This is a genomic window from Thauera carbonicopians (assembly GCF_025699485.1).
Classification (GTDB): domain Bacteria; phylum Pseudomonadota; class Gammaproteobacteria; order Burkholderiales; family Rhodocyclaceae; genus Thauera.
This window is the reverse complement of the sequence record NZ_JANUXN010000008.1, coordinates 86,500-101,497: the sequence shown is the minus strand read 5'-3', so window position 1 is coordinate 101,497 and position 14,998 is coordinate 86,500. Positions and strand designations below refer to the sequence as shown.

Sequence of the window (14,998 nt, the reverse complement as noted above, 5' to 3'; positions counted from 1 at the left end):
CGCATTTCCCATTGACGCAGGCTTTCATGAGCACGGAGTTCCTCATCAACTTCACCCCGCAGGAAACGCGGGTGGCAATCATCGAACAGGGCGTGGTGCAGGAGCTGCACATCGAGCGCACCGCCAGCCGCGGCATCGTCGGCAACGTCTATCTCGGCAAGGTCGTAAGGGTGCTGCCGGGCATGCAGTCGGCCTTCATCGACATCGGCCTGGAGCGCACCGCCTTCCTGCACGTGGCGGACATCTGGAGCGAGCGCCAGAACGGCGAACCCGCGCGTCCGATCGAACGCATCCTGACCGAAGGCCAGAGCCTGATGGTGCAGGTGCTGAAGGACCCGATCGGCACCAAGGGCGCCCGGCTGTCGACGCAGATCAGCCTGGCCGGCCGCCTGCTGGTCTACCTGCCGCAAGAGAAGCACATCGGCATCTCCCAGCGCATCGAGGACGAAGCCGAGCGCGAAGCCCTGCGCGACCGTCTGGGTGCACTGGTGCCTGCCGACGAACCCGGCGGCTTCATCGTGCGGACGATGGCCGAATCGGCCTCGGACGCCGAGCTGGCCGCCGACATCGCCTACCTGCGCAAGCTGTGGGGCGAGATCCGCAACAGCACCACCGGCCTGTTTCCGCCCAAGCTGCTGCACGAGGATCTCGGCCTTGGCCAGCGCGCGCTGCGCGACCTCGCCAACGACGACACCGCGCGCATCCGCGTCGACTCGCGGGAGAACTTCCAGAAACTCACCGCCTTCGCCGAGGAATACACGCCCAAGGTGCTGCCGCTGCTCGAACACTATGCCGGCGAGCGACCGCTGTTCGAGCTGTACAACGTCGAGGAAGAGATCCAGAAGGCGCTCGCCCGCCGGGTGGATCTGAAGTCCGGCGGCTACCTGATCATCGACCAGACCGAGGCGATGACCACCGTCGACGTCAATACCGGCGGCTTCGTCGGCGCGCGCAACTTCGACGACACCATCTTCAAGACCAACCTCGAAGCCACCCAGGCGATCGCCCGCCAGCTGCGGCTGCGCAACCTCGGCGGCATCATCATCATCGACTTCATCGACATGGAGAACACCGAGCACCGTGAGATGGTGCTCGACGAGTTCCGCAAGGCACTGTCGCGCGACCACACCAAGATGAGCATCAACGGCTTCACCGCGCTCGGCCTGGTGGAGATGACACGCAAGCGCACGCGCGAATCGCTCGCCCATCTGCTGTGCGAACCCTGCCCCACCTGCGACGCCCGCGGCGAAGTCAAGACCGCCCGCACCGTGGCCTACGAGGTTTTGCGCGAACTGCTGCGCGAAGCCCGCCAGTTCAATGCGCGGGAATTCCGCGTGCTCGCCGCGCCGCAGGTGATCGACCTGTTCCTGGACGAGGAAAGCCAGTCGCTGGCGATGCTGTCGGACTTCATCGGCAAGAAGGTCTCGCTGCATGCCGAGGCCAGCTACACGCAGGAACAGTACGATATCGTGCTGCTGTGAGCCCGCCGATGCCCGCCCCGCACCCGGCCGAACCGCAGCCCGGCCGCTTCGGCAGTGCCTTCGCCTGCTACTTCGCCGCAACCCGGCCCGCCTTCCTGTCGGTGACGCTGGTGGCCTGCCTGATCGGGCTGGCCAGCGCCTGGCGCAGCGGCGTCGGCATCGATGCCGCGACGGCGGTGCTCACCGTCCTGTTCGCCCTCGTCGCCCATGCCGGCGTCAATGTCATCAACGACTACCACGACGCGCTGAGCGGCGCCGACGCGGCCAACACCGACCGCCTGTTCCCCTTCACCGGCGGCAGCCGCTTCATCCAGAACGGCGTGCTGACGGCCCGCCAGACCGGGCTATTCGGCTACGTGCTGTTGGCGGCGGTGATTCCAGCCGGGCTGTGGCTGACCTGGCAGACAGGGCCGGGCCTGCTGCTGATCGGCGCCGGCGGGTTGTTCGCCGGCTGGGCCTATTCCGCGCCGCCGCTGAAGCTGATGAGCCGCGGACTCGGCGAACTGGCAATCGCCGCCGGCTGGCTGCTGGTGGTGGTCGGCACCGACTACGTGCAGCGCGGCAGTTTCGCCGCATTTCCCGCCGCCGCCGGCCTGTCGTATGCGCTGCTGGTCGCCAATCTGTTGTTCATCAACCAGTTCCCCGACCACGCCGGCGACACCGCGGCGGGCAAGAACACCCTGGTGGTGAAACTCGGCCCGCAGGCGGCGAAATGGGGCTACCTGCTGATCGCCATCGTCGCCTACGGGTGGCTGATCGGCATGAGCAGCAACGGCACCCTGCCGCAAAAGACCGCCGCCGCCGCAATGACGCTGGTGCTGTCCTTCTCCGCCGGCCGCGAACTGCTGCAGCACGCCGAAGAGCCCGCCGAACTCGGCCCGGCGATCAAGCGCACCATTCTTGCGGCCAACCTGCATGGCCTGATTCTGGCCGGAGCGCTGGCTTTCGCTTGAAGAAGGCACAAGCAATCCGGACAAATCATCCGGCATATAATCCCATTCATCATGAAATCGGGATTGTGCAATGCCTGCGCCGAGCCACGACCAGAACTTCAAGAACCTGATCCTCGACTACCCTCGGCAGGCGTTGGCCTTCTTCGCACCCGACGAAGCCCGCGATCTGGATGACGCGGTGCGCATCACCCCGATCCGGCAGGAGCAATTGAAGGATCGGCTCGGCGATCGCTTTCACGAGCTCGATGTACCACTGCTGGCCGAATGGCCCGACGGCCGGCGCGAAGCGCTGCTGTTCGTGCTGGAAGAAGAAAGCACACCGGGGAGGTTTTCGATCCATCGTCTTGTGTCCTACTACGCCACACTGGCCGAGCTGATGGAAACCGATCGCGTGGTGCCGGTGGTGATTTTCCTGCGTGGCAGCGAGCGCGTGCGACGCCACTTGGATTTGGGCAGCGAACGCCACATCTATCTGCGCTTTGACTATCTCGCCTGCATCCTCGCCGATACGCCCGCCGACGCCTGGCTGGATAGCTCCAACCTCGTCGCCCGGCTCAATCTACCCAACATGCGCTGGCCGCGCGAGCGAAAACTGGAAATCTACGCGCAAGCCGTACGTGGCCTGATCGGACTCGAACCGAGCATCGAAAAACGTATCAAATACATGGACTTCATCGACATCTACAGCCCCCTTGACGATAATGAACGGCGGCTGTACGAACAACGCTACCCGCAGGAGAACGAGGAAATGCAGACTTGGAGCGAACGTGCGAGCGAACGCGCCCGCCATGCCGGAATACAGCAAGGCTTGTTGCAAGGTCGTGAGGACGGTGAGCGTGAGTTGCTGACCCGCCAGCTTTCCCGCCGCTTCGGCCCGCTCGACCGCCAGACCTCCGAACGGCTGCAGCGTGCCACTCGCGCCAATCTCGAGCGCTGGGCGGACAGCATCCTGGATGCGCAAACGCTGGAAGACGTCTTCGGCGAACACTAAGCACAGCGTCAGACCTTCTTCCGCCGCTCACACCCCCAGATAACGGCTCCACAATTCCCGCTGCACATCCAGTTCGGCCGAGCTGCCTTGCCAGACGATGCGGCCGCGCTCCAGGATCAGGTTTCGGTCGGCGAGCAGCAGCAGCTTTTCGACGTATTTGTCGACCACCAATGTTGTCTGGCCCTGGGCCTTCAGCAAGGCCAGGCAGCGCCAGATTTCGTCGCGGATCACCGGCGCCAGGCCTTCGGTGGCTTCATCCAGGATCAGCAGGCGCGGATTCGTCGATAGCGCACGGGCAATCGCCAGCATCTGCTGTTCCCCGCCGGAAAGCTGGTTGCCCATGTGGTCGGCGCGCTCGGCCAGGCGCGGGAACAGCGCGTACAGGCGATCCAGCGTCCAGGGCTCGGCTGCACCGTTGCGGCGGTCGGCGAAGGCGACGAGGTGTTCGCGCACGCTCAGGTTCGGAAAGCACTGGCGGCCTTCGGGCACGATCGCGACGCCGAGGCGGGCGATGTGGTCGGCGCGTGCGGCATGGATGGGCTGGCCGTCGAACAGGATCTCGCCGCGCCGCGGGCGCAGGCCGCCGACCAGAGTCTTGATCGTGGTGCTCTTGCCCATGCCGTTGCGGCCCATCAGGGCAACGACTTCGCCCGGGCGGATGTCGAAGTCCAGCCCAAACAGCACCTGGCTGGCACCGTAGCCGGCCTCGAGGCCGCGACTGCTCAACAACGGCGTGTTCACTACACTATCCTCCCGTCGCTACGCGACATCCTCTCCACGGGAGGAAGAGCGCACCCTTCGGACGGCCGGGCGAGAACGCTCATGCGTGCGCCTCCGTGCCGAGATAGACCGACTGCACTTCGGCATGGCCCTTGACGTGCGCGGCGTCGCCCGAGGTCAGTACCCGGCCATAGACCAGCACCGAAATGCGGTCGGCAAGCCGGAACACCGCGTCCATGTCGTGCTCGATCAGCAGGATCGCCGTTTCGCTGCGCAGGCGGCCGATCAGTTCGATCATCTGCACGGAGTCCTCCGGCCCCATGCCGGCCATCGGCTCGTCGAGCAGCAGCAGCCGGGGGTGCGCGGCCAGCGCCAGGGCGAGGTCGAGCCGCTTCTGCATGCCGTGCGGCAGCACGCCGGCGGGGCGCTCGAGCACCGCAGCGAGGCCGGTCCTGTCGGCCAGTGCCAACGCCGCATCCATCAGGGCGGTCTCGGCTTCGCGCCGCCGCAGGCAGCGGAAGCTGGAGCCAGCCTGGGCCTGCACGGCCAGCAGCAGGTTGTCGCGCACCGAGTCGTTGCGGAACACGCTGGTGATCTGGAAGCAGCGCGCCAGGCCGTGGTGCACGCGCTGGTGCGGCGCCAGCGCGGTCAGGTCGACGCCGTCGAGCACGATGCGGCCGGCGTCGGCCGGCAGCAGGCCGGAGATCAGATTGACCAGGGTCGACTTGCCGGCGCCGTTGGGGCCGATCAGGGCGTGGATCTCGCCGCGCTCGACCGCCAGGTCGACATGGTCGGTGGCGAGCAGGCCGCCGAAACGCTTGACCAGGCCTTCGGCCACGAACAGGCTCATCGGCCGCCCTCCCGGCGCTCGGACAGCGCCGCCAGGCCCTGCGGCGCATGGAACACGGCGAGCAGCAGCAGCACGCCGAGCGGCCAGTGCCAATAGTCGGTGTGCATCTTCAGCGTTTCTTCCAGCACCAGCCACAGCGCCACGCCGAGCGGCGCCCCCCAGCGCCGGCCGAGGCCGCCGAGCATCACCATCACCAGCAGCAATGCCGACTGCGTCCAGTGCATCATCGCCGGGCTGACGAAGGCGTTGTGGCTGGCGAGCAGGCCGCCGGCCAGCCCGGCCACCGCGCCGGCGGCGATGAAGCCGGCGAGCTTGAGCCGATACACCGGGTAGCCGAGCGCGACCATGCGCGTCTCGTTGTCGCGGATGCCGCGCAGCGCATGGCCGTAGCGCGAATGGGCGACGCGGCTGAAGCACGCGAACACCAGCGCGGCGATGACCAGCACCACCCAGTAGAAGACGTCCGGATGCACACCGTCCAGCCAGACGCCCATTTCCAGCGGGGTGTACAACCCGTAGCCGTCGTCGCCGCCATAGGTGCGCAGCGACACCGCCAGGTAGTACAGCATCTGGGCGAAGGCCAGCGTGATCATGATGAAATACACCCCGCGCGTGCGCAGCGACACCGCACCGATCAGGGCGGCGGACAGGCCGGCGACGACCAGCGCGCCGCCCCAGGCCAGCCAGGCGGACGAGAAGCCGGCCTCGACCAGCGCGACCACGGTGTATGCACCGACGCCGATGAAGCCGGCATGCCCGAGCGCGGCCATGCCGCCGTAGCCGAGAATGAAGTTGAGGCTGCTGGCGGCAATGGCGACGATCAGCAGCCGGCGCACGAAGCCGACGTAGTATTCCAGCCCGAAAGTCGGCGCCAGCAGCGGGAACAGCGCCAGGATCGCCAGCACCAGCCAGGGCAGGCGGCGGGCGAAGCCCGGGAAGCGCACGGCGAAAGGCTGATGTGGATGTTCGGCCACGGCGGCAGCACCTGTGGTGGCGGCCACGCGCGACGAATCGGAAGCGGGGCGATTCACGCTGTCCGCCTCATGCCCGGGCCGGGAACAGGCCGGCGGGCTTCAGCGTCAGCACGGCGGCCATCAGCACGTACATGGCGATGCCGGCCAGCGCCGGCCCCAGGTCCGCCGCCACCGAAGGCGGCAGCACCGCGCGCAGCGCCAGCGGCAGGAAGGCGCGCCCGGCGGTATCGACCAGGCCGACCAGCAGCGCGGCGACGAAGGCGCCGCGGATCGAGCCGATGCCGCCGATGACGATGACCACCAGCGCCGGGATCAGGATCGCCTCGCCCATGCCGATCTGCACCGAGCTGATCGGCGCCATCAACGCGCCGGCCAGCGCCGCCAGTCCGGCGCCGAGCGCGAACACGAAGGCGAACACCGTGCCCACGCGCACGCCCATGAACTCGGCCATCTGGCGGTTCGAAGCACCGGCGCGCACCAGCATGCCGATGCGCGTCTTGTTGACCAGCAGGTAGAGCCCGAGCGCGACCAGCAGGCCGGCAGCAATCAGCAGCAGGCGATAGGACGGGTAAGGCAAGCCTTCGGCCAGCTGCACCGGCCCGGCGAGCGCCGCCGGCGTCGACGCCATCAGCGGCGCCACGCCCCAGATCGCCTTCACCGCGTCGTCGGCGATCAGGATGATGCCGAAGGTGGCCAGCACCTGCACCAGATGATCGCGCCGGTACAGGCGGCGAATCACCAGCACTTCGAGCAAGGCCGCGACCGCCACGGTGACCAGCACGGCGGCCAGCACCGCGAGCGCGAACGAAGCGCTGGCTTCATGCACGCGCGCGGCGACATAGGCGCCGGCCATGTACAGCGAACCGTGGGCGAGGTTCATGGTGTCCATGATGCCGAACACCAGCGTCAGGCCGGCGGCGATCAGGAACAGCATCAGGCCGTAGCCGAGGCCGTTGAGCAGTTGCTCGAAAACGAAGATGGCATCCATCTGAGGTGAACCGGGCTGAAATGCAGATCGCGGCCTGCTTCGTGGCCGCCCGGCATGCAGCGGGCGGGCGTGTTCGGAATAAGGGCCGGGCATGCTGCAGGCTCGCGCCGCGGCACACGCGGTACGGCAGGCGGTGGAACTTACATCCTGCAGGCGCCGACGTAGGCGTCCTGGTGGTTTTCCAGCGTGATGCCGACCAGCTTGTTGGTCAGGCGGCCGTCGGCGTCCTTGCCGACTTCGCGCAGGTAGTAGTTCTGCACCGGATAGTTGTTGACGCCATACGTGAAGTCGCCACGCACCGACTTGAAGCTCGGATTCTTCAGTGCTTTCAGCACCGCTTCGCGGTCGCCCACGCTGCCGCCGACGTCGCGCACCGCGGCATCCATCGCCATCAGCGTGTCGTAGGCCATCGCCGCATACACCGAGGGGTAGCGGCCGTCGTACTTCTGGCGGAAGGCGGCGACGAATTCGGCGTTGGCGGGCACGTCCAGATCGTGCGTCCAGTGCGCGGTATTGAGCACGCCGAGCATCGGCTCGCCGACGGCCTGGATCACGTCCTCGTCGGCGGAGAAGCCCGGTGCGATCAGCGGCACGTCCTTCAGGCCGCCGCCGACGAACTGCTTGACGAAGTTGATGCCCATTGCGCCCGGCAGGAAGAAGAACACCGCGTCGGGCTTGGCGGCGCGGATCTGGGCGATTTCCGGAGCGTAGTCGATCTGGCCGAGCTTGGTGTAGATCTCGTCCTTCACCGCGCCCTTGTACAAACGCTTGAAGCCATTCAGGTGATCCTTGCCCGCCGGGTAGTTGGGCGCGATCAGTACGACGTTCTTGTAGCCCTTTTCGTTGGCGACCTTGCCGGCGGCCTCGTCATAGGTGTCGTTCTGGTACTGGGCAAAGAAATAAGGATTGCACTTGTCGCCGGCGTAAACGCTGGGGCCGGGGTTGCTCGACAGGTAGGGCACCCTGGCGGCGAACAGCGCCGGGCCGACCGCCAGCGCGGCGTTCGAACCGATCGGGCCGGTGAAGAAGTCGATCTTTTCACGCTGCAGGTAGCGGGCGACGAGCTGGTTGGCCTGCTCGGGGCTGCCGCCGAAATCGGTGCGCAGGAATTCCGCCGGCTGGCCGCCGAGTTTGCCGCCGAGCTTCTCGATGGCCAGCTCGAAGCCATCGCGCGCTTCCGCGCCCAGCGCCGAGAAGGGGCCGGAAATGTCCAGCGCGATGCCGACCTTGATGTCGGCGGCGTGGACGGAAGCAGCAGCGCACAGCGCCAGGGTGGCGGCCAGGAACTTCATCTGCGGCATGGGAGAGTCTCCTCGATCGTTTCGGCAGGGCGGCGTTACGCCAGATCCGCGCGGAAAACCGGCGCGGGCAAGGCGCAATCGCGCGAACGGGCCAGATTCTAGCCCGAGCGCACTGGCCGGCAGAAGGAAAATCCCCGCGAGGGCCGCTGAACCTCGTGCCTGAACCCGGCGAATCGGACTGTATGAATTTTCACTCGTGGAAGCAGGCGCCGGAAGGCGCCGCTGGTAGACTTGCGCATCCCCATCCGTCCCGCCCGGAACCACGATCATGATCGGACGCATCACCGGCACCCTGCTCGAAAAGAACCCGCCCCAGATCCTCGTCGACGTGCATGGCGTCGGCTACGAGATCGACGTGCCGATGAGCACCTTCTACGGCCTGCCGGCCACCGGTGCCCAGGTCAGCCTGCATACGCACCACGTGGTGCGCGAGGACGGCCATTTTCTGTTCGGCTTCGCCACCGATGAGGAACGCACCACCTTTCGCCAGTTGCTGAAAGTGTCCGGCATCGGCGCGCGCATGGCCCTGGCGGTGCTGTCGGGGCTGTCGGTGAACGACCTCGCGCAAGCGGTCGCGCTGCAGGAAAGCGGCCGCCTGGTGAAGATCCCCGGTATCGGCAAGAAGACCGCCGAACGCCTGCTGCTGGAGTTGCGCGACAAGCTCGGCAAGGCGCTGCCGAACTTGGCCGGCACCAAGCTCGCCGCCGCGCCGAGCGCCCTGCCCGATGCCCGCAGCGATATCCTCAATGCGCTGCTGGCGCTGGGTTACAACGAACGCGAGGCACTGGGGGCGATGAAAAACCTGGACGAAGACATCGGAGTGTCGGAGGGCATCCGATTGGCACTGCGCCACTTATCAAAAAGCTGAAGTTGTTTAAAACAATAAATTCACTAATGTCGACAAATTTTACACATAAAAATAAATCGGCAGATTTGCTTAATAAATTCAATAACAAGAAAATTGGCACGGGCTGTGCTTGATGACCTCGCAACCTTTCTTGGAGGAGCACATCATGCGCACACATAAAATCCGCCACCTCGTCACCGCCTGCGCGCTGGCCCTGACTGCATCCGCTTCGTACGCGGCGCCGGTCACCTGGAACTATGCAGTTTCGCTGTCTTGGGGCACCGGTTCAAACGGCGCCGCAATCCCCACCTTCACGAACACGAACGGATCGCAGCTCTACAATGCCGCAAGCATTAGCTGGGGCCAGCCCGGCGGCAACACCAACCCTGACGGCGGCCGTAGCGGCGTCGCGATCGGCAGCTCGCCGGCAACTGGTTCGGTGACTTCCGATGGCGCAATGGCACTGACCAACACCATCACTCATTACAACAATCCGCTGTCGTCCACTTACGGTACCCTGAAGACCGCTCAACTCATTGCCGACGTCAAGCTCTATGATGGCGCCACCCTTGTAGTTGATTTTCTCAATGTATTCGATATCTACTTTGTCGAAACCACCAACACTGCCGGCACCTGTCTGCCGACAAGCGTCACGGTCTGCGACGACGCTTTCGTGCTCGGCGATGGTGCGCTCAACCATGAGTTCGAATACGACGGCTACACCTACTACGCCTCCATTTTTGAGGCAAGTCAGAAACTGGCCGCACTGCCAGGTGCTGCTTGTGTCGCCGCTGGCTCGCCTACACCCTGCACCGGCTTCATGACGCCTGAGCGAGAGGCCACCGAAGCCCAATTCGCCTTCAAGATCACTTCGGAAAGGGTGACGATCGACGTACCCGAACCCGGCGCACTGGCGCTGCTCGGCATCGGCCTCGCCGGTCTGGGCGCCATTCGCCGCCGCCGCCGCTAAGCGCCGCCTCATTCGCGGCTGCAGCAACGGGGAGCTTCGGCTCCCCGTTTCGTTTTCTGTCGCCGGCCATCGGCTAAACTGCGCACCATGATCGAGACCGACAAACTGCGCGCCGGCAGCCCCGAGCGCCTGATCTCCGCCCAGCCCGCCGACCGCCAGGAAGATGCGGTCGAGCGCGCGCTGCGGCCCAAGCGGCTGGCCGAATACGTGGGCCAGGCCAAGATCCGCGAACAGCTCGAAATCTTCATCCAGGCCGCGCGCCGCCGCGGCGAGGCGCTGGACCACGTACTGCTGTTCGGCCCGCCCGGCCTGGGCAAGACCACGCTGGCCCACATCGTCGCCGCCGAGATGGGCGTCAACCTGCGCCAGACGTCCGGCCCGGTGCTGGAACGCGCCGGCGACCTGGCCGCACTGCTGACCAATCTCGAACCGCACGACGTACTGTTCATCGACGAAATCCACCGCCTGTCGCCGGTCGTCGAGGAAATCCTCTACCCCGCACTGGAAGACTTCCAGATCGACATCATGATCGGCGAAGGGCCGGCGGCGCGCTCGGTCAAACTCGACCTGCCGCCCTTCACCCTGGTCGGCGCCACCACTCGCGCCGGCATGCTGACCAACCCGCTGCGCGACCGCTTCGGCATCGTGTCGCGGCTGGAGTTCTACACGGCGGAGGAGCTCGGCTTCATCGTCGGCCGCTCGGCACGGCTGCTCAACGTCGAGATCGACGACCCGGGCGCGCTGGAGATCGCCCGCCGCGCGCGCGGCACGCCGCGCATCGCCAACCGGCTGCTGCGCCGCGTGCGCGACTATGCCGAAGTGAAGGCAAGCGGCCACATCAGCGCCGGGGTGGCCGACGCCGCGCTGGGCATGCTGGACGTCGACGCCCTCGGGCTCGATCTGATGGACCGCAAGCTGCTGTCGGCGATGCTGGAGAAATTCGGCGGCGGCCCGGTCGGCCTCGACAACATCGCCGCCGCGATCGGCGAATCCACCGACACCATCGAGGACGTCATCGAACCCTACCTGATCCAGCAGGGCTATCTGCAGCGCACGCCGCGCGGGCGCATGGCAACGCATTCGATCTGGCAGCATTTCGGCCTAGCGCCGCCGCGCATCGGCAGCGATCTGTTCGACGCCTGAGCGGCATCCGGCATGCGCTCGCTGCAGGTGGTGATGTTCATGCTGTGCCTGCTCGGCGGCCTGTTCCTGCTGACGCAGGCGCCAGCCTTCTTCATGCCCGGCCGCGACCCCGCCATCGGCCTGCAGTTCGACGCAGCATCCTCGCGCCTGCTCGGCGCCGGCCTGCTGGCTCTCGCTGCCGCAGGCGGGCAGTACCTGCGGACCATGTATTACCACGGCGCAAAACGCAGGCCGGCCAGTACAGCGGCGCAGCAGCGCCGCTATTCAGCCGTACTGCTGCTTGCAGTGGCGCTGATCGGCAGCGCGCTCTGGAACGCAGAACCCGGCGCCAATCCGGACTACCGCGCGCCTGCCGCCGTGACCGCACCGTGATCGAGGCGTACACGCACGCGCGCCGTCCCATCCTCGGCAAGCTCAGGCATCGGCGCCGACGCCTGCCGCCTTTCCCTGCGCAGCCTTGCGCACCCCACCGTATGTGGGCATCAACTTGCGGGCGCGGTCGGCGGCATCCATCAGTTCGACCAGTTCACGCGAACTGAGAAGCGAGCCGAAATGCTTGATGGCAGCCTGGGTGATGAACAGGTGGCCATTCTCCTGGCGCTCGATCCACCCCAGTTCGACCAGGCGGCCAATCTTCCTTCTCACCGTCTCGCGCGGCAGATCGGTCGCCGCCGCAATAGAATAGGCGTTGCACGGGCGCATGCGGCAGCCGTCGAACCAGAACGAGTCGGACGCATGGCTCGAAGATGCCTCGGACATTTCGTCGACCCACTTGCTGTCGTGCTCCAATATCCCTATATTATGCAAGGCAATTTCGCCCAACAGTATCGGCAGCAGGATGTCGCGATCGAATTCCTCGAACCAGCGGCGCAAGTTACGGATCTGGTGACGGACGAGCAGCAGCGCCACGGCGCGTGTTGCGCAGAGCGAAGATTCCAAGGTCGGCTTCTCAGCATCGGCCACACCTTCCCGGATGAGGAACCCCCTGGGGACGGCTTTGTTTGACATGAACTCCTGAGCCAACGGACTTCTCCAGATTGGCTGTATACCGTTCTTATAGTAACCGGTGGAGCATAACCCAGCGCTTTGCCAGCAACATATTCAAAAGTCCCCAATTTGGGTAAATGGGCAAAAACTGGCACCTATGTCCGTTTATTTGCGTGCGCGCGGATGAGCCTTGTCGTAGACCTGTGCAAGATGCTGGAAGTCAAGGTGAGTATAGACCTGTGTGCTCCGAATGCTGGCGTGGCCGAGCAATTCCTGGACAGCCCGCAGGTCCCCACTCGATTGCAGCAAGTGGCTGGCGAAGCTGTGCCGGAGCATGTGCGGATGGACATGCACGCCCAGGCCGCTCTGTCTGGCCCGCTCTGAAAGGCGGCTGCGGATGCCGCCCGGCGACAAGCGCGAGCCCGTGCGCGAAACGAAGACGGCACGCTCGTGCCGCGGGGCGACGGAATCCCGCACCGCCAGCCAGGCGCGCAAGGCTTCCAGCGCCCTGCCTCCCACCGGCACGCTGCGCTGGCGCTGGCGCTTGCCGGTCACGGTAACCATGGCCTCGGCAAGATCCAGCCCACCCCCGACATCGAGCGACGCCAGTTCGGCAAGCCGCAGGCCGGACGAGTAGAACAGCTCGAACATCGCCTGATCACGGATGTCGAGCACGCCATCGCCCGCCTCGCCGTCGAGCAGGGCCTGCGCCTGGTCGGGAGACAACGCGCGTGGCAGGGTGGCAGCCGATTTCGGTGCCTGGATGCCGTCCACCGGATTGGCCGCCAGCCCCTGGCGGCGGACGAGCCAGCGATAGAAGCCGCGCCAGGCGCTGAGATGGCGCGCAATCGAGCGCCCCGTCAGCCCTTCGCCATGCAGGCGGGCGACGAAGCGCCGGATGTCGTGCGGAGCAAGCGCGGTCGCTTCCCTGCCGTCGGCGAGGCGCAGCAAGGTCTGCAGATCGCGGCGATAGGCCCGCAGCGTCAGCGGCGCCGCGCGGCGCTGGCTGGCAAGCCAGTCCAGCCAGGCTTCCACTTCGGGCGGCAGCAGCACGCAAACCTCTACTGGCCCGGCCTCCTCACTCGCATCCTGGCGCCCGTCGGCCATCTTGCCGCCTTGCCGGCCTGGTCAGGCGCGCCCGGCCAACAAGGCGGCAGCCGCCAGATCGCCGAGACGGCTCAGGTAAAGCGTGCCCATGTCGGCATAAAAACGCTCGGCTTCGGCGCTGCCCAGCGCGAGCACGCCGAAAGCGGCGCCCCCACGCCGCAGCGGGATCAGCGCGACCGAACGCACATGCGGCGCGACTTCGCCGAAGCAGGCCAGCAATTCCATGTTCTCGGGCGCGCCGCAATAAGGATTGCGCAGGGCGTCGAGCTGGCGGCGCAGCGGTTCGCCGAGACTGGAAGCATCACCGTCCAGGCCCCAGGTCTCGAGTGCGACGTGCGGCACCGAAAAGTCTTCCTGCAGGCTGCCGACCAGCACGCGGCGAACGCCATCCGTACTGCCGGCCTCCATCAGGGCAAGGGCAAGGCGATGCACCTTGGCGCTGATATCGTCGTTTTCCTCGCCGAAACGGATCAGTTCGGCGAGCTTCTGTTCGAGCTGGCGGATCTTGTCGCGCAGTGCGTGCAACTGGCGCTCGGCAAGCGAAATGGCCTGGCCGCCGTGCTGCGGATGCGGCACGGTGAGCCGGGTGAACAGCTCGCCGTGCTGGGCGAGGAAATCGGGGTTGTCGCGCAGATAACGGGCGACGTCGTCAGCATTCATGTCCATCACTCCGGCCGGGCGTACGAGCCGCCCGGCATCAAGGATTCGGCAAACCATGGCGAGCCTTCGGCCACGCCTGCAGTCGGGAGCGCCCGGCCGGGGGCGCCGGCTCCCTCAGTCCAGCTCCATCTCGCCTTCGAAAACGCTCACCGCGGGTCCGGTCATCAGTACCGGCGTGTCCGGTCCGGCCCAGGCGATCTCGAGCTCGCCGCCCCGGGTCTCGACCCGCACCGGCGACTCGAGCAGGCCGCGCAGCAGGCCGGCGACCACCGCCGCGCAGGCCCCGGTACCGCAGGCCAGGGTTTCGCCGGCACCGCGCTCGAACACGCGCAGGCGCACGCGATGCGGCTCGAGCACCTGCATGAAGCCGGCATTGACCCGCGCCGGGAAGCGCTCGTGGCGCTCGATCAGCGCCCCCTGTTCGACCACCGGCGCGGCATCGACGTCGGCGACGACCTGTACCGCGTGCGGGTTGCCCATCGACACCGCGGTGATCGCCACCGTGACCTCGCCCACCGGCAGCGGCTGCACGACCGCGTCGGAATCGGACAGGAAGGGAATCCGGGCCGGCACCAGCTCGGGCACGCCCATATCGACGGTGACCAGGCCGTCTTCGCGCAGGCACGGGGCAATGATGCCCGAGCGCGTCTCGACGCGGATCTCGCGCTTGTCGCTGAGGCCCTTGTCGTGCACGAAGCGGACGAAGCAGCGTGCGCCGTTGCCGCACTGCTCGACTTCGCCGCCGTCGGCATTGAAGATGCGGTAGCGGAAATCGACGCCCGGCTGCGTTGCGGGCTCGACCACCAGCAACTGGTCGCAGCCGACGCCGAAATGGCGGTCGGCAATCGCCCTGACGCGGGCCGGCGTCAGCTCGACCGGCGCACGCGTCGCGTCGATGACGACGAAATCGTTGCCGAGCCCGTGCATCTTGGTGAAACGCAGCTTCATCGCAATCCAGAAGGGAAAAAGGTCAAGGGGCGGAGGGCATCCGCGAGCGGCGATTGTCCTCCAGCCCGCCGCTCAGCG

The 14,998-nt window shown here is 66.4% G+C and carries 16 protein-coding genes; 7 read left to right on the top strand and 9 right to left on the bottom strand.

Annotated elements, in window-relative coordinates:
• Nucleotides 1-26: 26 nt before the first annotated feature.
• The 3 genes from rng to NX068_RS12185 all read left to right on the top strand — a co-directional run bounded on the left by rng (nt 27) and on the right by NX068_RS12185 (nt 3,425).
• A complete protein-coding gene (rng, locus tag NX068_RS12195) occupies nt 27-1,481 on the top strand; it encodes a ribonuclease G (protein WP_263461532.1) in 1,455 nt (484 codons plus the stop codon).
• 8 nt (nt 1,482-1,489) lie between these two features.
• A complete protein-coding gene (locus NX068_RS12190; RefSeq protein ID WP_263461531.1) occupies nt 1,490-2,434 on the top strand; it encodes a prenyltransferase in 945 nt (314 codons plus the stop codon).
• A 133-nt stretch (nt 2,435-2,567) separates the two neighbouring features.
• Nucleotides 2,568-3,425, top strand: a complete 858-nt coding sequence (locus tag NX068_RS12185) for a DUF4351 domain-containing protein (RefSeq protein ID WP_263461530.1) — start codon at nt 2,568-2,570, stop codon at nt 3,423-3,425.
• Nucleotides 3,426-3,452: 27 nt separating this feature from the next.
• Here NX068_RS12185 and NX068_RS12180 read toward each other — a convergent pair whose 3' ends face one another.
• The 5 genes from NX068_RS12180 to NX068_RS12160 form a co-directional block, all read right to left on the bottom strand.
• Nucleotides 3,453-4,166: an ABC transporter ATP-binding protein gene (locus tag NX068_RS12180; RefSeq protein WP_263461529.1), complete on the bottom strand. Its 714-nt coding sequence runs from the start codon at nt 4,164-4,166 to the stop codon at nt 3,453-3,455.
• Nucleotides 4,167-4,245: 79 nt separating this feature from the next.
• Nucleotides 4,246-4,995, bottom strand: coding sequence for an ABC transporter ATP-binding protein (locus NX068_RS12175; RefSeq protein WP_263461528.1), 750 nt, complete (start codon nt 4,993-4,995; stop codon nt 4,246-4,248).
• Nucleotides 4,992-5,939, bottom strand: a complete 948-nt coding sequence (locus NX068_RS12170; RefSeq protein WP_263461600.1) for a branched-chain amino acid ABC transporter permease — start codon at nt 5,937-5,939, stop codon at nt 4,992-4,994. The genes NX068_RS12175 and NX068_RS12170 overlap by 4 nt, the downstream gene beginning before the upstream one ends.
• Before the next feature lie 97 nt (nt 5,940-6,036).
• On the bottom strand, nt 6,037-6,957 hold the full coding sequence (locus NX068_RS12165) for a branched-chain amino acid ABC transporter permease (RefSeq protein WP_263461527.1): 921 nt from the start codon (nt 6,955-6,957) through the stop codon (nt 6,037-6,039).
• Between the two features lie 140 nt (nt 6,958-7,097).
• Nucleotides 7,098-8,258 carry an ABC transporter substrate-binding protein gene (locus NX068_RS12160; RefSeq protein ID WP_263461526.1) on the bottom strand — a complete coding sequence of 387 codons (1,161 nt, stop codon included), beginning with the start codon at nt 8,256-8,258 and terminating at the stop codon, nt 7,098-7,100.
• A gap of 268 nt (nt 8,259-8,526) precedes the next feature.
• On the opposite strand from NX068_RS12160, the gene ruvA reads away from it, so the two are divergent.
• From ruvA to NX068_RS12140, 4 genes are all read left to right on the top strand, one after another.
• On the top strand, nt 8,527-9,126 hold the full coding sequence (gene ruvA / locus NX068_RS12155) for a Holliday junction branch migration protein RuvA (protein WP_263461525.1): 600 nt from the start codon (nt 8,527-8,529) through the stop codon (nt 9,124-9,126).
• Between the two features lie 145 nt (nt 9,127-9,271).
• Nucleotides 9,272-10,075 (top strand): THxN family PEP-CTERM protein, encoded by an 804-nt coding sequence (locus NX068_RS12150; RefSeq protein WP_263461524.1) that lies wholly within the window; start codon nt 9,272-9,274, stop codon nt 10,073-10,075.
• Nucleotides 10,076-10,162: 87 nt separating this feature from the next.
• The gene (gene ruvB / locus NX068_RS12145) at nt 10,163-11,218 is read left to right on the top strand and encodes a Holliday junction branch migration DNA helicase RuvB (RefSeq protein WP_263461523.1); all 1,056 of its coding nucleotides are present in this window, start codon (nt 10,163-10,165) and stop codon (nt 11,216-11,218) included.
• A 12-nt stretch (nt 11,219-11,230) separates the two neighbouring features.
• The gene (locus tag NX068_RS12140) at nt 11,231-11,590 is read left to right on the top strand and encodes a hypothetical protein (protein ID WP_263461522.1); all 360 of its coding nucleotides are present in this window, start codon (nt 11,231-11,233) and stop codon (nt 11,588-11,590) included.
• A 42-nt stretch (nt 11,591-11,632) separates the two neighbouring features.
• On the opposite strand, the gene NX068_RS12135 is transcribed toward NX068_RS12140, so the two are convergent.
• The 4 genes from NX068_RS12135 to dapF form a co-directional block, all read right to left on the bottom strand.
• Nucleotides 11,633-12,226 (bottom strand): helix-turn-helix domain-containing protein, encoded by a 594-nt coding sequence (locus NX068_RS12135; RefSeq protein WP_263461521.1) that lies wholly within the window; start codon nt 12,224-12,226, stop codon nt 11,633-11,635.
• A 144-nt stretch (nt 12,227-12,370) separates the two neighbouring features.
• Nucleotides 12,371-13,312, bottom strand: coding sequence for a tyrosine recombinase XerC (gene xerC, locus NX068_RS12130; protein ID WP_263461520.1), 942 nt, complete (start codon nt 13,310-13,312; stop codon nt 12,371-12,373).
• Between the two features lie 21 nt (nt 13,313-13,333).
• Nucleotides 13,334-13,972: a DUF484 family protein gene (locus NX068_RS12125; RefSeq protein WP_263461519.1), complete on the bottom strand. Its 639-nt coding sequence runs from the start codon at nt 13,970-13,972 to the stop codon at nt 13,334-13,336.
• A 114-nt stretch (nt 13,973-14,086) separates the two neighbouring features.
• Nucleotides 14,087-14,920 carry a diaminopimelate epimerase gene (dapF, locus tag NX068_RS12120; protein ID WP_263461518.1) on the bottom strand — a complete coding sequence of 278 codons (834 nt, stop codon included), beginning with the start codon at nt 14,918-14,920 and terminating at the stop codon, nt 14,087-14,089.
• Between the last annotated feature and the right edge of the window lie 78 nt (nt 14,921-14,998).